Consider the following 21,123-nt stretch of genomic DNA (forward strand, 5'->3'; position numbering starts at 1 on the left):
CGGGGGTTTTTCACGCCAAATAAGTAGGTAACGGGCAAATATCTGATTACGGCCAGTAGAATGTACCGCTTGTGACATCTTTTTTACCACTGAACGCCAAGAAATGTACCACGCTACGCCAATGCGTTTACCACTATGGAAATTTGGCAGTCAAAGCGTTGTAGACGTATATAAATAAACAGCCATCGGAACGTTCCGGTGGCTGTTTGTCTTATTTAAATCTCTTATTATTTAAACTTTCATTAATCACCTCGGTACCTCTCAATGAACGAGTTCATCAGGTAAATCTTTATGGAGATAGTACTTAACTATGAGGTCTTCACCGTATTCTTAAATCATTTAAATCCAGCTAATCCATGACGCTCTCGCATAGAAACATCGCCATCTATTAAAACTTGATAAGAATCATGGACAATACGATCTAATATAGCTTCCGCAATGGTTTCGTTTCCTAATTTAAGATGCCATCCGCTTGGATCAATTTGTGAACAGAAAATAATAGATGCGGTTTTATGGCGAGATTCAGCAATTTCTAATACGATAGCTGCTTCATCGGTTGATAGATCTGTTAATAACCATTCATCAAGGATAAGTAAATCCACCTTAGCGTACTTTTTAAGACATCTTCTATAGCTTCCATCTGCTGCTAACTTGGCAAGTAACAGTTCATCTAATAACTCAGGTAATCGAATGTATTTTACTGTGTGGGATTGCCGACAAGCCGCTACGCCAAATGCACTAGCTAGAAATGTTTTCCCAGAACCTGTTGGTCCTTTTAAAATGATGTTGTGTCCATCAAGGATATAAGCACCATTTGCGAGCTTTAATATGAATTCTTTCTCCAGTTTTCTATCTGCATAATATTCTATGTCTTCGATGCAGGCAGTAGAGTTCATGAAAGAAGCTGATTTAATTAAACGCTGAAGTTTATTGCTTTTCCGACGAGAATATTCTAGGTCGACAAGTAGCGAGAATCGATCCTCAAAACTCATCTTCTGAAATTCTTTATTGTTTGCTTGTTCTTGATAAGCTTCTGCCATGCCATTTAATTTCATTTCGTATAGTTTAGATACCGATTGATCATTCATCATTTTTTCGTCCCTCCATAATATGAAGCCCCTCGTGTGAAGCTATGGTTATTTTCGATAGTTTCTATGGCGCGTTCCAGTTCTTGCTCTAGGTCGTTCTTTTTATTGCTCTTGAGGAGTGCTTGCACACTCGTGACCGTAGGTCTTTTAGTGATAGATCCAATCATTTTACATGCACGCTCTATCTCATATTTCGTATAACTACGCTCGGATTTCTTTAAGGAAAATATCGATTGTGTTGCTTGTTTTTCATTAGAAGTATTGGTCATAATGTATTGAACGACCTTTAATGTTGCTGGACCTATGCTTTCCGCCCATTCAATAGCTGCATCGGGTGTCTGATCTACGAACAACTTATGGTTATCAGGCATATGATCACGAACAGTAGATAACTGACCAAACTTCCCATATAATCTTTTATGAGAAGCGACTCGCATATGATTAAAAAAGATTTCCACAAGATCGTCAGAGATTTTCATCTCTACTTGTTGATTGATATACTCATATGGAACTGAGTAAAACATGCTTTCAATAGATATGTGGTAATCTGGACGTACTTTCGCGGTCTTCCAGTGAGACATTTTAAAAGGCATAGCGGGAAGAGGAGAAAGCGCAAATTTCTCTTCTTCATTAAATGCCGACATGCGACATCCTTCTTTTCGTGTAAAAGGCCGATGATTGAATTCTTCTAGCTTTTTCCATACTTCTTTATTTAACTCCTCTAAACTAAAACAACGTTCATTGCGTAAAGCTCCAATAATCCAAGTGGATATAACTCTAACTGCCCCCTCTACACTTGCTTTGTCCTTAGGTGACCGGACTCGCGCAGGCATGACTACTGTACTGTAGTAATCGGCCATTTCCCTGTACGACTGATTCAGCACCAATTCACTAGATGTATGCTTTGTTACACTGGCTTTAAGGTTATCTGGTACAACGATCTGTGTAGAACCACCGAAATACTCGTAGGCGCGATTGTGGGCATCTATCCAAGACCGAAGGTCCATTGATAGGGTAGCTTCCGCATATGATATTTGGCTACACGGCAATGTTGCCACAAATATATAAGCTTTTATTCTTTCTCCTGTATCTCTGTCAATGACAGACGAAGTGGAACCTGCCCAATCAACTTCCATTATTTCACCAGGTTTTCTCCGGATACGTAGTGTAGCTTTATGTTTATTGGCATATTTACTGTAGTGACGTAGAAAGCTCCGATAGGAGTATGGAATCTTTTTATTAGTTCTACATTCAGCTTCATATTCATGATGTAGGAGCGAGAGAGTCACATTGGGCTTCCCTAACTCTTTGTGAATACGTTCGAAGTCTAAAGGGTGTCTCCCAGAACCTTCTAACGTTTTTTCGGGAAAGAGAAATTCCTCTATCCATTGATCTGTCATTTCTTCTTCCAATGGGCAGATGAGTCCTTTTTGATCTGCAGTGGTTAGAACTTCAGTTACCTTTTGACGCGAATTACCTGTACTTGCTGAAATCCCCCTTAGGCTAATTCCCTCGTCTTGTAATTCCAGTATCTTTCGATATTGAATCATGCAAAAATACCTCCATATAACTAATGTCACACTTAAAGGTGTGCTCACTAATTATACAAAGGTATTAGAGTGGTAAACGCATTGGCGTAGCGTGGTACATTTCTTGGCGTTCAGTGGTAATAAAGATGTCACGAGTGGTAAGTTTCCCTGGCTGTAATCACAAATATCCAAATTCCCGTATGAAAACTGTTACCGGAATAATGATGAAAGAAGATATTATTAGCGCAAATAAATCTGAAATACCAAACAAGAATATCTCACTTCCTTTTCGAACTGTCTACTAGAGAATACCCGATATAAATGACCATGAACCTCGTTAATACGGCATAGGGAAGGGGAATAGGAGAATGGATAGGAAACATAGTTAAATTGAGTTAGTTTAAAAATGTAGATAATGGGGAATTATAATAATATAAACATAAAACATATTGGTACTAAAAGGAGGAGTTTTTTTATGGCTAAAATTGCAGTTGAAAAACCATTTGATGATGTGAAACAGGCACTTGAGGAAAAAGGACATGAAGTGAAAATGTTTGAATCGGACGAACGTGTAAGTGGTTATGATTTCGGTGTAGTCCGAGCGCTGAGTGATGTCAATGTGGATCAATACGATTTCCCTGTTGTCAGCATCGAAGGGAACTCGGTTCAAGATATTGTAGATGATGTTGAAAAGAGACTCGCACGATAAAAGCAAAATGGCTCGGACTATTTGTAGTCCGAGCTTCTTTACGCAGTTTTCTGCCCTAACATATCCACTCCCATTGAACTATTCATTACTGTGAAGGCACGGGGAGTGTGGTATAGGGGATTTTTTTGTATACTAGAGCTGAACGTACTTTCTGAAATGAGGGATTGCAATGTCAGAACTAAAAAAGACATTAATGGCTGATATGAAAACAGCAATGAAAGAAAAGGACACCGTTAAGAAGGGTGTCATTAACTTGCTTCGTGCAGGAATTCAAAACCAAGAGCTCGATCTTAAACGTGAATTGACGGAAGAGGAAGAGTTGAAAGTGGTTCAGCGGGAACTTAAGCAAACAAAGCAATCACTCGAAGAAGGGCAAAAAGCGAATCGTGAAGATATTGTTGCTGCAGAGGCTGAAAAGATTACGATCGTTGAGCACTATTTACCAAAACAACTTTCTGTAGATGAAGTTAAAGAACTTATCGCCAAACTTGGCATTAGCAAAGAAAGTTCTATGGGCCCAGTCGTTGGTCAGATAATGAAGGAAACTGCAGGTAGCGCTGAAGGTAAAGTAGTATCACAAGCAGTGAAAGAATATCTGAATAGCTAATATAAAAAGGACGATCCAAAAGTCAAAGTGACTCTTGGATCGTCCTTTCTAATGTTCAGAAACACTTAGAAGAAGTATAGACCGACACTAATGACGATACCGCTAAGTAAAAGGACAAAAATACAGTATCCCATAATATCTTTTGCACGAAGACCTGCGATTGCGAGTGCTGGCAACGCCCAAAACGGTTGAATCATATTCGTCCAAGCATCACCCCAAGCGATGGCCATTGCAGTTTTAGAATAACTAACTCCTAACGTCTGGGCAGCATCCAGCATAATCGGTGCTTGAACAGCCCATTGTCCGCCTCCGGAAGGAACAAAGAAGTTTACAATTCCGGCTGCATAGAACGAAAATAATGGGAATGTAGCTGCAGTTGACATATTAACGAACCCTTCTGAGATCACACCAGCCAATCCAGATGTGACCATCATACCCATAATGCCCGCATAAAAAGGGAACTGGATAATAATTCCACCCGCTGTTTTCACAGCATTAGTAACAGCTGCTAGGAAAAGCTTCGGTGTACCGTGGAAAATGATGCCTAATATGAAGAATATCAAATTGACTATATTTAAGTTCAAGTTGAATCCATTCACCGCGAAGTGATGAACTAAATAGACGAGTCCAAGAGCACCAATGGCCATTGAAAGAATCCAACTGTTTTCTAACCGTGATGCAGGTGTTTTTTCAGTGACTTCATCTATCAGCAATTCATCTTCTAAAAGTGCCGGGTCTACGGCGATCGTATCTTCCGGTTTTGGCATCATAAACCGATTTAAAATAGGAAGGGTAATAAAGAGAATTCCAACAATCAAAAGATTATAAAAAGAAAAGATCGTCTCTGATGTTGGCACGATCCCCATCAAATCCGCATATGGATGATCAGCAGTTGCAATGGATAAAGGAATGGAACCCCCAAGTCCTCCGTGCCAAATGATAAATCCAGAATAGGCGCTAGCAATCAGTAATCGATAATCAACTGTCTTCACTTTCTTTGCAATTTCTTTTGCAAATAAGGCACCGATGACTAAACCGAATCCCCAGTTGATCCAACAAGCAATTAAAGAAACAACGGTAACTAGAATGATTGCAGAACCCGGTGACTTTGCCAGACTTGCTAAGCTGCTCAGTCCCTTTTTAAATAGGGGACTGCTCGCTAAAACATGACCTGCTACGAGAACAATGACCATCTGCATGGTAAATGAAAGTAATTCCCAGAAACCATCTCCCCAGTAGACGACCATGTCAAGTGGTCCGGAGTCTGTTAAACCAAGTCCTAATCCAAATACAACGAGTGTGAGTATTGCTACAAATATGTACGGATCTGGTAAATATCGTTCCATGATAGTGTTCGACCATCTTGTAAGTACGCGCATTCCCATACCTCCCCCTTTTACTAATGACACTTACTAAGACTATCATAGTAAAATTCAGAGGAGAATATGTTTTTTGAAATTTTCTATTAATCAGTTGTTATTCGTTTATAAGTATTAATGGGATGCAACATCCACTGGAGGCGGTGAAAGTGTACCAAATGCATTCGATATCTTTTGCGCAAAGGTGGTGGGGGGTTCGACTGATTGAACGTGTGTATACATCAGATTGGGATTCGTATATAACCAATGATTATGCAAAGCACTCACGATAAGGCCTTGTTGCATAACTGCAAATAAGAAATGAGGGACTTCCTCTTCAAGTAATACGACTTCTGCAATGTTCAGGGCATTTCCTTGAGTGTCTAGTGATTCGAATGTAACGTTCACGCCTAACACAGAAGTGGTCTTCTTTCCTTGCATATTGACAGTTAACTGACGTTTTAACGGAATCGAACACAAGGAGCCATCTGTTTTGCTCTTCCCATTTAAAATCTGTGAAAATTGGAAACAAGTCCGTTCAAATTGAGTATCGGCTATTGGAACTCCTCCTCTTCTAAATAGCCTATGTAGATAGCATATAGAAGGTGATGCGCCTACTCATTTTCCAACAATCCATGTTTTCAACAAGGCAAGTCGCTCACGGAATCGAACTTTCGCTTCCACAACTTTTGGTGTTTTGGCGGGGATTGCATCCCATTCAACTCCTATTTTTTCTGCAAGATATCCTGCACGTGCTAAATGGTAATCACTAGTGATTAACGTGATACCTGTCACTTCTTGAGGAAGTAGTTTCTTCGTGTTGACTAAGTTTTCATACGTTGAAGTGGACTGATCCTCCACTAGCATACGATTTTCAGGAAATCCTTGTGCTGATAAATAATTCACCATAGCTTGTGCTTCGCTAATACCTTCATCAGGCCCTTGTCCTCCGGAAAGAACGAGCGTGACGTTCGGATGGCTCTCTGCATAGGAAAGAGCAGACTCCAACCGATATCGTAGTGCTAGCGAAGGGGTGGTTCCATTTACTTTTGCACCGAGAACGACTGCAACTGAATATTTTCCGTCAGCACGCTTATTTTGTGCCTTATTCATCGCATGACTTGTTACGAACCACCATACGAAGATCATGGACAAACTCACGAGTATTACAAACATAAGACGTTTCCCCTTTTTCATCGAAGTCGCTCCATTTCTTAGTACCTACTTTTTCGTTCATTGGTAACAAGACGGAAATGGCATAAACAAGTTGCCATGATCAATATTAACTTTGTTAAATCACTTCAATACGTGTAGAATTACACTATTATGTAAGGGGGGATCCCATGAATCCAGAACAACTTATCGAGCAAATCTCACATCGTGCCATCCTAATCAGAACAGAAGCGGGGTATTCCCAAGAAACCATGGCTTCAATTTTAGGGATATCCAAGAAAACCTTAGTTCAAATAGAAAAAAATCGAACAACTGCTAGTTGGACTGTAGTGGTAGCGATTGTCTCTCTTTTTTCAGATAGTGAAATCATTCAATCCCTTTTAGGTGATGCGCCCTTGGAAGTTATCCGGACAATTGCCCATAATGGTTTGGATCGGCCGAAAGGCAAGACACTAGGAGGTAAAGTTTGGTGGAAAGAAGTAGAAAACGAAGGAGACTTTAGAATTCAACAAAACTTGATCAGCCAACACTTTAGAATATTGGATAATGAAGATTATGTCTGGTTCAGTACTTTTGATGAACAGGAAGCATTCACGCGGTTTCTTGAACTGAGTCAAAGCAATCAATAACTTTATAAAAAAACTGCTCATCTCAGCAAGAGAGGCAGTTTTCATGGGGAGGTAATAGTGTATGTATGCTGGATTTTAAATAGAAGCAAACAGGACGTCCTCAGTAATCTGATCTAGCTTCATCTGAGCATCGATTGCAAATTCATGCTGTCGATCAATGGGTGCATCTGGATTTTGCGGAGCCTGAAATTGCTCCAGCCCAGCAACGGTCATGGTGGCACTATCTTCTTCATCCAACCCGACATTCATGACGTGCTTAATCACGAAAGGCGTTTGAAAGTGAATGATGGTATTAGACGAATCCAGTTCGCCTTCTAACACCTTAAAAGGGACTCTTAAATAGATGGTTGTTTCCTTGCGCTGGAACAAAATTGTGTCGAACATGCCGTGATCGTATTCCCAGCCCCCTCCTATGTCCATGCCAGCGTCTTTGAATAGCTTCAATGCACCTCCGTATTTGACTGTCTTCCCCTCAATCTTACTCTTTAAATGGATCATAAAAGTACCTCCTTTTTCCAAACTCAATTAACCTTAAGTTACCCCTATCAAACTATGTCAAAACCTAATAATTGTGAGAGAAACTAGAAGTTAGTTCATAGTTGGCCGAAGGATTGTTATCTTCCAGATATCCGTCTGCGATATGATTCTTCATATACCTCAGATCTGTAATGCAGCACCGGATCATCCGAGCAGCTGAATCCGGGCGCTTCGTTTGTTGGGTTAAACAGATGGTTATCTGCAAGGTCTGCCCGTTTTTCAGTCAGTACTAAATCACCGACATCAACAACAAGTCGATCATCTGGCCATGAAATGGATGGGTCATTTATAGGATCTTCTGATGCTGCCAGCGTCATCAGCAGTCTGAAATGTACCGGGGAATCCACCATTCGTTCCAATAGCTCCAGTTCCATATCTTTTGTCGTGAAGGGAAGTTGATCCTCCTTAGCAACAGGTTCAAATGAGAAGCGGACAGCTTGACGTTCACCTGAAGTTGTATCGAGAATATAAGCATGAAGTGCCCAGAAGCGGGTTGTTGCAAAGCTTGCGGGTGTTTTCAATCGCTTGAGTAAAGGTGGGATAGTTTTGAATTCAGTATCCTTACTAAGTGTCGCGAGTTTGGCTTTTAAGGAGATGTCTTTTCCACCAAATGCTTGGATGAGCCGTACAAATGCTGCCGGCGTTTTAGTTGGAAACACAGGTACATTAGCCATTACGAGAGAAATGGGCTTATCGTTCGGCGATGGAAACTGTACAGCCATCCCTTTGATTGGGATCAGTTGGTCTGGAGTATCGGGTATTGGAGAACTATGTGAAAAACGAACTATGACTTTTTGAGTATCTCCTTGCAAAAATGAAGCTTGAGTAAAAGGTGCTGCATTATCGTTCGGTGTGAATAGGGCATCGAATCCAATTCCTTTTGCATGGGCTCTTCGATACCCCTTGTGTATCCCGGCAACTTGCTCAATCACATTTACGGCTTCTATAGGAGAAAATGATTTATTCTGGTGTGACGAATTCATAGATCTCACTCCTTTGTAGCAGTATACCCGTACTCAGTGAAGTCAACCTTCCTCGGCTTGCCCTTTAAGTTCTGTATAGACGACTAGACGCTCTTCATGCGTCTTTGCTTTTCTATTAAATTCTCCTGTACATGTGATCAGGTTTAAACGGCTACCGTAGGAGAAACCAAAAATTTCTTCGATAGGTGCATCTTTGCGAGGATACTTTTCCGTTCTTGTAACAATGAAGGTCAACGATTTCCCATCTTCACCGCGAACAACAACTTCATCCCCTTTTTTTAATCGATCCAACTTATAAAAAACAGCGGGTCCAGTCAGCGAATCGATATGTCCAGCCATTACTGAGCTCCCACTATTTCCTGGCAATGTTCCTGGTTCGAACCATCCAACGTTATCCACACCGTCTGGTACCCCCATCTGACCGTTTTCTAACTCACCAACATTTTCGATATCGGTTTTCACCCCGATTGCAGGGATTTCGAGTGTAACCGGGATAATCCCTTTTTGTTCTGATTTTAGTAGTAGTCCGTCTGGTGATGGCTTCTTTACAGAGGCCTCTTGTTTTGTAGGTAGAGAGGATTGAGGTTCCGGGGAAGCTACCGTTTGTGCCGAAGAGTCATGCGAACTACTACACCCTGTTAACGCAAGTGCGAGAAGTCCTGAAGTAAGTAATGTAGGGACTTTCATAATGAATACCTCCATGAAATGTATTATATAGAAAAAGAAGGGGACCAAGCCCCCTCCTAATTAGTTCTTCTCTGTACGTGTCTTGCGGATTACAACAGCCCCAGCTGCCATTGCGAGTATCAAACTAGTCATTATCCACATAACTGTAGAATCATTCGACTCTTGGCTCATCCCACCAAGCCCGGTTTTCGGCATATCTGCAGGCATGGATCCTGCAAACTTGTCGGGATACTGATCAACAATAGCCCCTGCCATCATTGTACCGACACCAAACATGTGGCTGTATGCTTCGTGAATGTCATCATATGCTCCATCGTAATCGCCATCATTGTATTTGTTGAATGCAGCGAGTAGCTGATCCACGTGTACTTTCAAGCCTTCTTCGAGGTCAGCAGCTTTCAAACGTCCTTCGGTTGCTGATTCTAACATTGCTGCTTGTTTAGCACGATAATCATCTAAATTGGCCATTGCTTTTTTTCTTCCTTCTTCATCATTTGCAGCAGTGGCTTTTACATAATCCACGAAGTAACCGATGTGACTGCTCCAAATTTCATTGAACTGTTTTGCACCTTCTGCGCCGTAAACAGACTCAATCGATTTCGTCAGGTCTTCCGTATTGGCATTCAATTCAGCTGCGGAGACATCGAAGTCTTTGGCTCCGTCAATTCCTTTTTGCATCGCTAGGACTGCGAGTGCTGCATGTGTGGAGAATTGGTTATTCAACTGTTCACGTAAATCAGCAGCCGGTGTATCGACAGATTGGTTGTCAAATTTCTCGGGGAACTGATCTGTAATTGCCCAAGCGATTCCTTTTCCTGGTTCAAACATGTGCATCATTGACTCTGTGATGCCTTCGTATGTTTTTTCATATTCTCCTGCATTGTAGTTATCAAATGCCCAGATTAGCTGATCTACGTGCATTTTTAGACCTTCTTCCAGGTCGCTTGCTTTCAAACGATTGTCGGTTGCTTTAGAAAGGAATTCTGCGTTTTGTACGCGATAACCGTCCAACGACTTAACTGCTGTTTGTCTGCCGTCTTCATCATTTGCTGCAGTTGCTTTCACATAGTCGACGAAGAATCCGATATGGCTACTCCAAATCTCTTTGAATTGCTCGCCTGCTGAATCCCCATACACGGAACCAATTGCTGCGGATAATTCGTCCGTGTTTTCTCCTAATTGTGCTGCAGCTGCGTCAAAGTCTTTTGAACCGTCTATGCCTTTTTGCATAGTAACAATCGCTAAGTATGCGTGCTCGGAAAGGATGGAATCCAGAGTCGCTCTCAAATCGGTAGCTGGGTTGGAAACAGCCATTGAGGTTGTTCCGTGGCCTGAGTGATCAGCTGCATTCGCGATCGCTCCCATTGGGAATAATAGTGAAACACTTAATGGAATTGCTGCGAGTTTTTTGTAGTTCATCATGAATCTCCCCTTTTCGGTTTTGTAATAAGCTAACGGAGAGAAAAATAGAATGGATCACTTTTTGTATAGAAAACTTTCAAAAGTTTATATTGCAACAAAAAAGAACCGCCATGAACGGCGGTCCTACTTGGTTTATGTGTATTTAAATATTACCCGCAAGAACAATAGATCCTTTTGGAGAAGGGAGGTTCGGCTCGGTTTCAATCGTAATTGCGACCGTATCCCAATCGCCTTTGAGCTGATCCATTGGATGCGTAACCGATCCGTTGCCATCAACGGTTGGCTTAAATGAGCCAGCTGGTTGAGGCGTCTCCTTATCAATTACCCAAACCTGGTACAATTCGTTGTCTTTCAACTTTGGCAAATTACTGGCATCTACTAACAACACCGTTTCATTATTGTCTTTAATCATCATTGCAACTGCTGTGGCATTGTCTGCTCCAGGTTGCGGATCCAACAAGGCTTTGCCGATTAGTTGGAGATCGCTTTCTGCGACTTCAGTTGGCGCGGAATCATCCATTGTTGCTAGGTAAGCATTTGTCATTAGCGAAGCGACGAGTGCAGCTGCGAGTACAGGAACTAGTGGACCTTTTCGTTTCCTAGGTTGTATCACTTTTTTCGGTTGAGGGAATTCTTCTACATTGGTGCTAAATGGTTTACTATCGTTAACAACAGAAGCTGGTTGTTCATCAATTGCTGCGAAAACTTTTGCTTTTAAAGTAGACGGTACTTCAATTTCATCCGCCAAGTAGGGAAGGTCTTCGGTTAATAAGTTGAGTTCCTCAAGTTCTGCGCTACAGGAAGGGCATTCTTCGAGATGGTGTTCGAAGGCAAGTAGTTCTTCCTCAGTCAAAGAACGGTTGAAATAATCAAGTAGATGCACGCATTGTTCAGTCATTCGAGAATCCTCCTTCCTGGGCGATGAACCCTTTTAAATGTTTAAGTGCTAATCGGATTCGACCTTTGACAGTCCCGAGTGGTAGTTTACACTGATCTGCGATTTTTTGTTGACTGAGCCCTTTGAAGTAAAAGAGTTCGATAATTTCTTGTTGCTCCTGCTTGAGTTCAAGAACGGCGTTCCGTATAGAGTTTCGCTGTTCGCCCCATTCAACCGTATTTTCTACGCTTCCCGGTTGTTCAATAAGGGAATCCTTTTCAATCATAGGTTCGTGGTCATGTCGTTTTAAGCGACGGATTTCGTCAATGGCCTTATTTCGGGTCACGGTTAACAACCATGAAGAAAAGGAACCTTTTTCTTCTTTATAGGTAGTCGTACCATTCCATAACTTTACGAATACATCTTGCACAACTTCCTCTGCGATTTCACGATCTTGAGTCAATCGGTAAGCAAAGGAGAAGATGAGTTTTTCGTATCGATCATAGAGGAGTTCAAATGCTGATCGATCCTTGGCGGCGGCTAGAGCGTATAAGGTTCCGTCGTCTGTATGTTTCATCCGAGTCTCCTTTATAAATGCTTTTCTCCTAGAATACCATAAGTCATAGGACCTGTACTCTAGCAAGTCGACTCTTAATAAGCTTACGTAATGAAACTCGAAATCGATCACTCTTTTCACTACAAGAGGGGGTACTATTTTTGGAAACCCCGACTATATTAAAGAATCCATTTTTCTTAAGATGATTTTAATAAGGAGCTGTTTTTCTTTGGTGAGGGATGGGACGCTTTTCACCATTGTTTAGGAAACGATTGTTTGGTATAGTATAGGAAATAATGATCGATGAAGTGGCTAAGTAGATAAGAATCGTGAAACAGAAAATAGAGCGCATTGCTGAAAGCTCTATCACCTCTTCTTGTTCGAACCCTACCACCGAGATGTCGTGTAAACACGACCGGTTCGTCCCGTTACGAAACGATAGAGGACTAATTTGCGATGTTTGCTAATTAGTCGAACTAAGGTGGTACCGCGTCCAAAACACAAAGACGTCCTTTTACAAGGATGTTTTTGTGTTTTTTTGTGGACAAAGACTTCGCGCACAATCATTGAACAGGAGGAATAGACATGTCAAACACGCAACAGAATGATTTTTCGAAGTGGTATATTGATACGATTCAAAAAGCAGACTTGATGGATTATACACCAGTACGAGGGTGTATCGCGTTCAAACCGGATGGCTTTGAAATCTGGGAGCACATTCAGGATGAGATGAACCGTCGATTCAAAGAAACAGGTCACCGTAATGCGTATTTCCCGATGTTAATTCCTGAATCCTTCTTCCAAAAAGAAAAGGATCATATCGAAGGATTCGCTCCTGAATTGCCATGGGTAACAGAAGCTGCGGGGGAGCCACTTGAAGAAAAACTTGCGCTTCGTCCAACATCAGAAACGATGATCGGTCACTTATATTCTGATTGGATTAAGAGCTATCGTGATCTTCCAGTCCTTATTAACCAATGGGCTAACGTTTTCCGTTGGGAGAAGAAGACATTGCCGTTCATCCGTACTTCTGAGTTCTTATGGCAAGAAGGCCATACTGCGCACGCGAATGAAGAAGAAGCACGTCACGAAACGATGCAAATGTTGAACATTTATAAAGAAGTTGTTGAAGAACTTCTCGCGATTCCTGTCTATGATGGACAAAAAACACCTTCAGAGCGTTTCGCAGGGGCTGTAGATACGTTTTCAATTGAAGCGATGATGAAGGATGGAAAAGCAGTTCAAGCAGGAACATCCCATTATCTTGGAACAAAGTTCGCTGAAGCATTTGATATTAAATACCTGACAAAAGAAAATAAACACGAATACGTTCATACAACTTCATGGGGAACGTCAACTCGCCTGATCGGGTCTGTCATTATGGTTCACGGTGACGAGCAAGGGTTGGTGTTACCACCACGCGTTGCGCCAACTCAAGTTGTCTTAATCCCGGTAGGTCCTTGGAAAAAGAATCCTGCAATCATGGAAAAGCTGGATGAAATCTATGCGGAGTTGAAGTCTAAAGGAATCCGCGTACGTTTGGATGATTCGGATCAGTCTCCTGGTTATAAATTTAACGAGTGGGAACTAAAAGGCGTACCAGTTCGAGTTGAACTTGGACCACGTGATTTAGAGAACGCACAAGCCATGTTGAAAATTCGCGATGAAGAAGGTAAAGAAGCATTCGCATTAGATGGCTTGGTATCCGAAATTGAAAACCAACTGACAACGATGCAAAGCCGCTTGTTGGTAAAAGCACGTTCGTTCCGTGATGAAAACTCTCACACGAACATTGAAACGTTAGATGAGCTCACGACCCATATTGCAACATCCCAAGAAAACAATGAAATTCCTGGTTGGATTCTTGCAGGATGGTGTGGAGAAGACGCATGTGAAGAGCATGTGAAAGAAGAAACTAAGTTCACGACGCGTAACATTCCATTCAATCCACCAGTTGAAAAGCATACATGTATTAACTGTGGTAAAGACGCAAAGCATACTGTTTGGTTTGCGCGCGCTTATTAAAATTAAAACCCCATCCACTCCGGTATTTTCGGAGTGGATGGGGTTTTAATTTGGTTGGTTACAAGACAATTGAAGTACTATGCATTATGAGGTGACGCCATCCGATGAGTGGGATAGATAGGATGAATTCTTCATGTTCAATACAAGCCAGTTAAGAAATGAAGAGGTAGAAGTTATCCAATTCCTAAGGTCACGGAAAAAGTATTGCAAAAACATTGAAATAGTCACAATTAACACGTTTTAACCGATATCACCTATGGGGGGATTAGATATGAAAATGAAAATCCGTACAAAACTTATATTGATTTCTGCTATTTTACTTGTAATACCAAGTCTTGTTATCGGACTTAGTGGCTACACATTAGCTAAAAGTAGTTTAAATGATATAGGATCGCAAGGATTAAAAAATGATGTTATGTTAGCGATCGATGTAATGGAGTCGCTACAAGAACAAGTGGATAAAGGCAATATATCACTTAAAGAAGCACAAGAGATTGCAAAAGAAAAACTGATCGGTCCGCTTCAGGAAGATGGAACCCGTACAATGGAATCTAAAGTGGATATGGGTGAACACGGGTATTTCTTTGTCCTTGGAGATGATGGAGTCGCTCTTGCACACCCTGTTAAAGAGGGTGAAGACTTAAGTGGATCGAAGACGAAAGACGGCATGATGACTACAATGGAAACAATTAAAACCGCTCAAAGTGGCGGAGGGTTTCTAACTTTCGATTTCGCGGTGCCAGGAACAGAGACCGTTGCGCCTAAAATTGTCTATACGCAAGTGTTCCCTCAGTGGGGTTGGAACGTTGTAGCGGGATCTTACTTAATGGATTTTAATAGCGAGTCCAAAAACTTGTTGGTGGTTTTGGCAGTAGTTCTTGGAGTATCACTTCTCGCCGGGGCTGTCGTCATCATTTGGTTCTCAGGACATCTATCGAAGCCTCTTATAAGGATTACAAATCATGTCGCCCAAGTGGCAGATGGTGATTTGTCCGGAGAAGTTGGACATGTCAGGAATCGTGATGAAATCGGAGATCTTGCATTATACACAAATCGTATGTCAGATAATCTGAAGGATATGATCGAACAAGTTTCGAACGCATCCATGCAAGTGGCCGCAACTTCTGAGGAGTTGTCAGCAAGCAGTGAGGAAACGAGTCGTTCTGTTGAGCACGTCTCAGAAGCGATTCAAGAGTTAGCAAGCGGAGTTGACGGTCAACTTGAACAAACGGAAACTGCCAATCAAGCAGCTGCTAATTTGTCGTCAGATATGGAGTATGTAACAAAAGAGATGGGGCAAGCAGGGAATACGGTCCGGACAACAGTCCAACTTGCTCATGAAGGGTCAAACTCAGTTACACGGGTTGTGAACCATATGGATTCCATCCAGCATGAAACGGATTCCGCATTCAATTACGTCAACCAGCTTGGCGGTAAATCTGCAGAAATCGGCAAAATCGCTGGAATGATTACAGACGTTGCTGAACAGACAAATTTGCTTGCCTTAAACGCAGCAATTGAAGCTGCGCGTGCAGGTGAAAACGGAAGAGGCTTCGCAGTAGTTGCTGATGAAGTACGCAAACTTGCGGAACAATCTTCAAACGCTGCCACTCAAGTGGGTACGCTCATTGCAGCTATTCAGGAAGACATTGGCTATTCGGTAACAGCTATAGGAAAAGGAAATCAAGCGGTAAAAGAAGGGGCTGATCTCGTTCAAGAGACGGGAAAAACCTTCCAACAGATTTCAGAAGCGATTAGCAGTATCTCATCACAGATCACAGATGTGACGAGCAGTACTGAAAGAAACAGAGTGGAGTCCAGCCGAATTGCAGCGGTCATAGAACAAACCGCTACGATTGCCATGAATTCCGCAAATCATACGGAGAATATTGCAGCTACGGCCGAACAGCAAACTGCCTCTATGGAAGAAATTGCAGCCGCCTCAGATACACTTGCTAAAATGGCGGAAGGATTGCAAGAAACGATTCGAAGATTTAAGTTCTAATGATTGAGGCATATTCTGCACCTTCTCGGGCACATTAGTGTTTGAGAAGGTGCAGTTTTTTTGATTCCTGAGCAAAATAATAAGGTTTCGTGGGTGAAAGTGCTATTCTTATTTAAGTATATCAAATAAAAGATCATATAAAGGAGTTCCTCAATAATGACAATACGAGTAAAAGCAATTATCGGAAGTACAAGTTCGACTTCCTACAATAAAAGATTGGTGAACTTCATGAAGAAACGTTATGCAGATCGTTTAGACATTACGTTAGTTTCGATCAACGACGTGGAAATGTTTTCAGTAGATCATGAAAGTGAACCGCCTGCAAATGTTCGTACATTTAAAGAGAATGTAAAAGACTCGGATGCTGTTCTATTTGCAGTTCCTGAATATAACTTCTCCATCCCTGGCGCTATGAAAAACGCGTTAGACTGGTTATCCCGTGGAGGAGAAGCAACGTTACGTGATAAGCCTGCGTTCATCGTCGGGTCGTCAATGGGTGTGTTCGGAAGCGTACGAGCTCAAATCCATTTACGCGAAATTTTATCCAATCCGGGTCTATCCCCACTCATTTTGCCAAACAATGAAGTATACATTGGATCCATTCATCAGAAACTGAGTGAGGACGATGAGTTAACAGACGCATCAACAGTCGCATTTTTGGATTCTGTTGTGAATAACTTCGTTGACTTTTATGAGCGCATGACTGAAATGCATGCATCGAAAAAAGCATAATAAAAACAAGCATTCTGTGTAAACAGCAGAATGCTTGTTTTTTGTTAAGGGAGGATTGCAAAAGAGCGTACTGGGAATCCGGATGCTTTTTCAGGTTTTGGAACGATATTAAAGATGACAGCGCCTTTTGTCGGGAGTTTGTCTAAGTTCGTTAGTAGTTCAACTTGATACGTATCTTGTTCGAGTACGTAATATTCTCCATGGAGCGCTCCATTTTTTCTGAAGTCTGCTGCAGAATCGGTATCAAAGGTTTCGTGACCTACGGCTTTTATGCCCCGTTCTTCAAAGAGGAATTTCAAGGCATCCAATCCCCACCCTGGGATTCTGTTATTTCCGTCTTTGTCTTTGTTGCAAAAGCTCTCAGAGTCTGGCCAGCGTTTGCTCCAGTCAGTCCGAAGTGCAACAAATGATCCCTCTTCAATCGTCCCGTTTTCCTTCTCAAATGCTAACAAGTCGTCTTTCGAGCACGTAAAGTCAGGATCAGCACCTGCCTCTTTGGATTTATCGACAACAATTAGGGGAAGTACAAGCTCTTTTAACTCGAGTTCTTCTAAATAACGAGTATCCCGGACGAAGTGGATGGGCGCATCTATATGTGTTCCATATTGGCCCGCAAAGCTGAATTGTTGTGCAAAGAAACCGTCATCATGATTGAAAAGTGTTTTGAACTCCGCGTCTTCGAACATGAAGAAGTGTGGGGAATCTGGTCCAAATGTATGAGTGAGATCCACCCATTCCTTTGCTTTTAACGTATTAAGAGCAGCTAGCAAATCTGATTGTGTTTGTGTTGTCATCTCAATCCCGCCTTTTCTTTAATGCCGAATACCGGCTATTTTATATAAAAAGAAGACCCTCCATGAATCATAAGAGGGCCTTCTTTGCATACTGCATGAAGTCAGCTCTCATCTTAAGAGATGCATGTGCATCTCCTGGAATTAGCACCTCGGCCATTATGGCTGGTTGCTGAGACATCGTAGGGCCAGTCCCTCCGTCTCTCTTGATAAGATTTGTTTATTGAATTGTTTGAAAAGTGATTGTTCTGATAATAACACGGCTGATTACTGAAAGCAATAGGTATTGAAGATTTCTTTCTCTGGGGAATTTGATATACTTACATATAGTTTAGAAATTCTTCAGGAGGCTTCTGAAATGGCTTGGATCTATGTTGTTTTGGCTGCGGTGGTAGAAGTGTTTTGGGTAGTGGGGCTCCGTCACGCAAATAGTTTACTCGAATGGGCTGGCACGGGCATCGCAATTATCTTCAGTTTCTTTTTCGTCATCAAAGCCTGTGAACAAATTCCCTCGGGAACCGTTTATGCTGTATTTACTGGGAGTGGTGCAGCCGCTATTGTTCTTGTCGACTTCTTTGTCTTTAATGCTCCGTTGAATGTCACTAGCTTCTTGTTCATTGGCTTAATTCTTTTTGGTGTGATTGGCATTAAGCTTACGTCGGAAACTCACGAGAATGGGCAAGGAGGTGGATGAGTTGGCTTGGATCTATTTAGTTATCGCAAGTTTTGGCGAGATTTTTGGCGTCATGTGTATTAATTTGTTCATCCAGAAAAAGACTCCACTTCGATTACTTTTTCTAGTTGTTTCGTTTGCCGGGGGGTTTGTCTTCCTGTCGCTTGCGATGCGATCGATTCCGATGGGGACTGCCTATGCGATTTGGACAGGTTTAGGAGCTGCAGGAGCCGTTTTGCTTGGGATCATGTTCTTCAACGAAAGTGCAGGTTGGAAGCGAATGCTATTCTTGAGTTGTATTGTTGGAGGAGCTGTTGGACTAAAAGTATTTGGATAATGGTCAATTGAAGTAAGTTACAAGGAATATGAAAAAGGGTAGTTAACGTTATAAGTAGTCTACATAATCCATTGGAAGAGGCGAATTAGTGTGAGTTCAAACTATACAGATGATAGCTTTGCATTACATACAGATCTTTATCAAATCAATATGATGGAAACGTACTGGGCAGAAGGTATCCATAATAAGAAAGCTATTTTCGAGTTGTATTTCAGGAAATTGCCATTTGGAAATGGATATGCGATTTTTGCAGGACTTGAGCGTGCTCTGGATTACTTGCGAAATCTGAAATTTACGGACACTGATATCGCTTATTTAAAAGAAGAATTACATTATAAAGAAGACTTTCTTAATTATTTAAAGGACGTCCGTTTTACGGGGGACCTCTATTCTATGAAAGAAGGGGAAACTGTTTTTGGAAACGAACCGATCTTTCGAGTTGAAACTACGCTAGCAGAAGCGCAGCTTATTGAGACGGCACTCTTGAATATCGTCAACTACCAGACCTTGATTGCAACGAAGGCGAGCCGTATTAAGCAAGTCGTCAAAGATGCGATGGTGATGGAATTCGGAAGTAGACGTGCCCAAGAAATGGATGCGGCTGTTTGGGGAGCTCGTGCTGCAGTAATTGGCGGGGTGGAAGCGACCAGTAATGTCCGTGCGGGAAAACTATTCGGTATACAGGCGAGTGGTACGCATGCACACTCACTCGTACAAGCTTATAAAAGTGAATACAAAGCCTTTCACTCGTACGCAAAACGCCATCGCGATTGTGTGTTCCTTGTTGATACGTATAATACATTGAAAATTGGCGTGCCGACGGCTATTAAAGTAGCGAAGGAACTTGGCGACAAAATCAACTTCATAGGCGTTCGCCTAGACAGTGGTGACATCGCGTTTCTTTCGAAAGAAGCACGTCGTATGTTGGACGAAGCAGGATTTGAAGATGCGAAAATTGTTGTCTCTAATGATTTGGACGAATACACTATCCTCAACTTGAAAGCTCAAGGGGCGCAAGTAGATGTGTGGGGAATCGGGACGAAACTTATTACTGCATATGACCAACCGGCGCTCGGTGCGGTTTACAAACTTGTTGCAATCGAAGGTGAAAATGGTGAAATGGTGGACACTATCAAGATTTCATCCAACGCTGAAAAAGTGACAACGCCTGGGCGTAAAAAGTTATATCGAATTATCGATAAAGAAAACGGCAAAGCTGAAGGAGACTACATCACGATGTATGATGAAGATCCGAATGCAGAACATCGTATTAAAATGTTTCATCCCGTGCACACATTCATTTCTAAGTTTGTGACGAATTTTGAAGCAAGGGACCTTCATGAAAAAGTCATCGACAATGGACAAGTGATCTATGATTTACCAACCGCCACGGAAATCCAGCAGTATGCAAAAGACAACTTGAATCTATTGTGGGATGAATACAAGCGTTCCCTCAATCCAGAAGAGTATCCTGTCGATTTGAGTCAGAAGTGTTGGGATAATAAGATGAGAAATATTCAAGAGGTCCAGGAAATGGTAAGCGATTTCATACACGAGGAGTGATCTGAAATGAATGAACTACAACAGCAAGTTATTCATGAATTGCATGTGCAACCGGAAATCGATCCTCAAAAAGAGGTTCGGGTTTCGGTGGATTTCCTGAAGGCGTATTTAGTGGGAAACAAGTTTTTAGAAGGGTACGTCCTTGGGATTTCAGGAGGTCAAGACTCGACGTTAGCAGGAAAACTAGGGCAGATGGCAGTAGATGAATTGAATAAGGAGCTCGCGACGGATCGCTATAAGTTTGTCGCAGTCCGATTACCATACGGCACGCAATTTGACGAAGAAGACTGTCAAGATGCTTTGCGCTTCATCAACCCTACCCTTACGTATACTGTGAACATTAAAGGAGCAGTAGATGCTAGCCGCCTTGCACTAGATACGGCAGAGATTTCTTTAACTGACTTTGAAAAAGGTAACGAAAAAGCTAGGGAACGTATGAAAGTTCAGTTTTCAATGGCCGCGTTCCATCATTGTGCGGTGATTGGAACAGACCATGCAGCTGAAGCTATCACCGGTTTCTTTACAAAATTTGGCGATGGGGCAGCGGATGTGACTCCGTTATCTCGCTTGAACAAGCGACAAGGGAAGGAAATGCTTGAATTCCTTGGTTGCCCGGAGCATCTGTATAACAAAGTTCCGACTGCGGATTTGGAAGAAGACAAGCCTGCACTACCAGACGAAGTGGCACTCGGTGTTACGTACACACAAATCGATGATTATTTGGAAGGAAAACAGGTACCTGACGATGTGCGTCAAACAATTGAACGTCACTACCTACGTTCCGAACACAAACGACATCTTCCGATTACAGTGTTTGATAATTTTTGGAAATAATGGCGAAA

General features: G+C 41.9%; 22 protein-coding genes, 1 riboswitch and 1 other annotated feature. Of the genes, 10 read left to right on the forward strand and 12 right to left on the reverse strand.

Annotated features, from left to right (window positions below; all coding sequences use genetic code 11):
• Window positions 1–335 precede the first annotated feature (335 nt).
• A complete protein-coding gene (gene istB, locus DVB69_RS15250; RefSeq protein ID WP_199562880.1) occupies window positions 336–1,091 on the reverse strand; it encodes an IS21-like element helper ATPase IstB in 756 nt (251 codons plus the stop codon).
• Window positions 1,088–2,638, reverse strand: coding sequence for an IS21 family transposase (istA, locus tag DVB69_RS15255; RefSeq protein WP_116019969.1), 1,551 nt, complete (start codon window positions 2,636–2,638; stop codon window positions 1,088–1,090). Before istA ends, istB begins: the two co-directional genes overlap by 4 nt.
• A 454-nt stretch (window positions 2,639–3,092) precedes the next feature.
• Between istA and DVB69_RS15260 the strand changes: the two genes are divergently transcribed.
• Both DVB69_RS15260 and DVB69_RS15265 read left to right on the forward strand, forming a co-directional pair.
• Window positions 3,093–3,326, forward strand: coding sequence for a YkuS family protein (locus DVB69_RS15260; RefSeq protein ID WP_116019970.1), 234 nt, complete (start codon window positions 3,093–3,095; stop codon window positions 3,324–3,326).
• A 169-nt stretch (window positions 3,327–3,495) separates the two neighbouring features.
• Window positions 3,496–3,933 carry a GatB/YqeY domain-containing protein gene (locus tag DVB69_RS15265; RefSeq protein WP_116019971.1) on the forward strand — a complete coding sequence of 146 codons (438 nt, stop codon included), beginning with the start codon at window positions 3,496–3,498 and terminating at the stop codon, window positions 3,931–3,933.
• 65 nt (window positions 3,934–3,998) lie between these two features.
• On the opposite strand, the gene DVB69_RS15270 is transcribed toward DVB69_RS15265, so the two are convergent.
• The 3 genes from DVB69_RS15270 to DVB69_RS15280 form a co-directional block, all read right to left on the reverse strand.
• The gene (locus DVB69_RS15270; RefSeq protein ID WP_116019972.1) at window positions 3,999–5,312 is read right to left on the reverse strand and encodes a short-chain fatty acid transporter; all 1,314 of its coding nucleotides are present in this window, start codon (window positions 5,310–5,312) and stop codon (window positions 3,999–4,001) included.
• Window positions 5,313–5,426: 114 nt separating this feature from the next.
• On the reverse strand, window positions 5,427–5,849 hold the full coding sequence (locus DVB69_RS15275; protein ID WP_116019973.1) for a DUF1259 domain-containing protein: 423 nt from the start codon (window positions 5,847–5,849) through the stop codon (window positions 5,427–5,429).
• A 60-nt stretch (window positions 5,850–5,909) separates the two neighbouring features.
• On the reverse strand, window positions 5,910–6,488 hold the full coding sequence (locus tag DVB69_RS15280) for a YdcF family protein (RefSeq protein WP_116019974.1): 579 nt from the start codon (window positions 6,486–6,488) through the stop codon (window positions 5,910–5,912).
• A 146-nt stretch (window positions 6,489–6,634) separates the two neighbouring features.
• Here DVB69_RS15280 and DVB69_RS15285 point away from each other — a divergent pair, with 146 nt between their 5' ends.
• Window positions 6,635–7,093, forward strand: a complete 459-nt coding sequence (locus DVB69_RS15285; protein ID WP_116019975.1) for a helix-turn-helix transcriptional regulator — start codon at window positions 6,635–6,637, stop codon at window positions 7,091–7,093.
• Window positions 7,094–7,168: 75 nt separating this feature from the next.
• Here the strand turns inward: DVB69_RS15285 and DVB69_RS15290 are convergent, their stop codons facing one another.
• The 6 genes from DVB69_RS15290 to DVB69_RS15315 all read right to left on the reverse strand — a co-directional run bounded on the left by DVB69_RS15290 (window position 7,169) and on the right by DVB69_RS15315 (window position 12,176).
• Window positions 7,169–7,591 carry a YugN family protein gene (locus tag DVB69_RS15290; protein ID WP_116019976.1) on the reverse strand — a complete coding sequence of 141 codons (423 nt, stop codon included), beginning with the start codon at window positions 7,589–7,591 and terminating at the stop codon, window positions 7,169–7,171.
• A 116-nt stretch (window positions 7,592–7,707) separates the two neighbouring features.
• A complete protein-coding gene (locus DVB69_RS15295) occupies window positions 7,708–8,613 on the reverse strand; it encodes a catalase (protein WP_116019977.1) in 906 nt (301 codons plus the stop codon).
• Window positions 8,614–8,655: 42 nt separating this feature from the next.
• The gene (locus DVB69_RS15300) at window positions 8,656–9,300 is read right to left on the reverse strand and encodes a class F sortase (protein WP_158541108.1); all 645 of its coding nucleotides are present in this window, start codon (window positions 9,298–9,300) and stop codon (window positions 8,656–8,658) included.
• Window positions 9,301–9,360: 60 nt separating this feature from the next.
• Window positions 9,361–10,719: a copper amine oxidase gene (locus tag DVB69_RS15305; protein ID WP_116019979.1), complete on the reverse strand. Its 1,359-nt coding sequence runs from the start codon at window positions 10,717–10,719 to the stop codon at window positions 9,361–9,363.
• A 145-nt stretch (window positions 10,720–10,864) separates the two neighbouring features.
• Window positions 10,865–11,620, reverse strand: coding sequence for an anti-sigma factor (locus DVB69_RS15310; protein WP_116019980.1), 756 nt, complete (start codon window positions 11,618–11,620; stop codon window positions 10,865–10,867).
• A complete protein-coding gene (locus tag DVB69_RS15315; protein WP_116019981.1) occupies window positions 11,613–12,176 on the reverse strand; it encodes an RNA polymerase sigma factor in 564 nt (187 codons plus the stop codon). The genes DVB69_RS15310 and DVB69_RS15315 overlap by 8 nt, the downstream gene beginning before the upstream one ends.
• A gap of 273 nt (window positions 12,177–12,449) precedes the next feature.
• Window positions 12,450–12,672, forward strand: a binding site (T-box leader).
• Between the two features lie 68 nt (window positions 12,673–12,740).
• Here DVB69_RS15315 and proS point away from each other — a divergent pair.
• The 3 genes from proS (at window position 12,741) to DVB69_RS15330 (ending at window position 16,917) form a co-directional block, all read left to right on the forward strand.
• Complete coding sequence (gene proS / locus DVB69_RS15320) at window positions 12,741–14,180, forward strand: proline--tRNA ligase (protein ID WP_116019982.1); 1,440 nt, start codon at window positions 12,741–12,743, stop codon at window positions 14,178–14,180.
• Between the two features lie 271 nt (window positions 14,181–14,451).
• The gene (locus tag DVB69_RS15325; protein ID WP_158541109.1) at window positions 14,452–16,185 is read left to right on the forward strand and encodes a methyl-accepting chemotaxis protein; all 1,734 of its coding nucleotides are present in this window, start codon (window positions 14,452–14,454) and stop codon (window positions 16,183–16,185) included.
• A 156-nt stretch (window positions 16,186–16,341) separates the two neighbouring features.
• Window positions 16,342–16,917, forward strand: a complete 576-nt coding sequence (locus DVB69_RS15330) for an NADPH-dependent FMN reductase (RefSeq protein ID WP_116019984.1) — start codon at window positions 16,342–16,344, stop codon at window positions 16,915–16,917.
• Between the two features lie 44 nt (window positions 16,918–16,961).
• Here DVB69_RS15330 and DVB69_RS15335 read toward each other — a convergent pair whose 3' ends face one another.
• Window positions 16,962–17,711, reverse strand: coding sequence for a cyclase family protein (locus DVB69_RS15335; protein ID WP_116019985.1), 750 nt, complete (start codon window positions 17,709–17,711; stop codon window positions 16,962–16,964).
• Window positions 17,712–17,816: 105 nt separating this feature from the next.
• Window positions 17,817–17,924: riboswitch (SAM riboswitch) on the reverse strand.
• A gap of 142 nt (window positions 17,925–18,066) precedes the next feature.
• On the opposite strand from DVB69_RS15335, the gene DVB69_RS15340 reads away from it, so the two are divergent.
• The 4 genes from DVB69_RS15340 (at window position 18,067) to nadE (ending at window position 21,115) form a co-directional block, all read left to right on the forward strand.
• Window positions 18,067–18,402: a DMT family transporter gene (locus DVB69_RS15340; protein WP_116019986.1), complete on the forward strand. Its 336-nt coding sequence runs from the start codon at window positions 18,067–18,069 to the stop codon at window positions 18,400–18,402.
• 1 nt (window position 18,403) lies between these two features.
• On the forward strand, window positions 18,404–18,718 hold the full coding sequence (locus DVB69_RS15345; protein WP_116019987.1) for a DMT family transporter: 315 nt from the start codon (window positions 18,404–18,406) through the stop codon (window positions 18,716–18,718).
• Window positions 18,719–18,808: 90 nt separating this feature from the next.
• On the forward strand, window positions 18,809–20,281 hold the full coding sequence (locus tag DVB69_RS15350; protein WP_116019988.1) for a nicotinate phosphoribosyltransferase: 1,473 nt from the start codon (window positions 18,809–18,811) through the stop codon (window positions 20,279–20,281).
• Window positions 20,282–20,287: 6 nt separating this feature from the next.
• On the forward strand, window positions 20,288–21,115 hold the full coding sequence (gene nadE, locus DVB69_RS15355; RefSeq protein ID WP_116019989.1) for an ammonia-dependent NAD(+) synthetase: 828 nt from the start codon (window positions 20,288–20,290) through the stop codon (window positions 21,113–21,115).
• The last annotated feature ends 8 nt before the right edge of the window (window positions 21,116–21,123 follow it).

This window comes from Sporosarcina sp. BI001-red (genome assembly GCF_003384035.1).
GTDB lineage: Bacteria > Bacillota > Bacilli > Bacillales_A > Planococcaceae > Sporosarcina.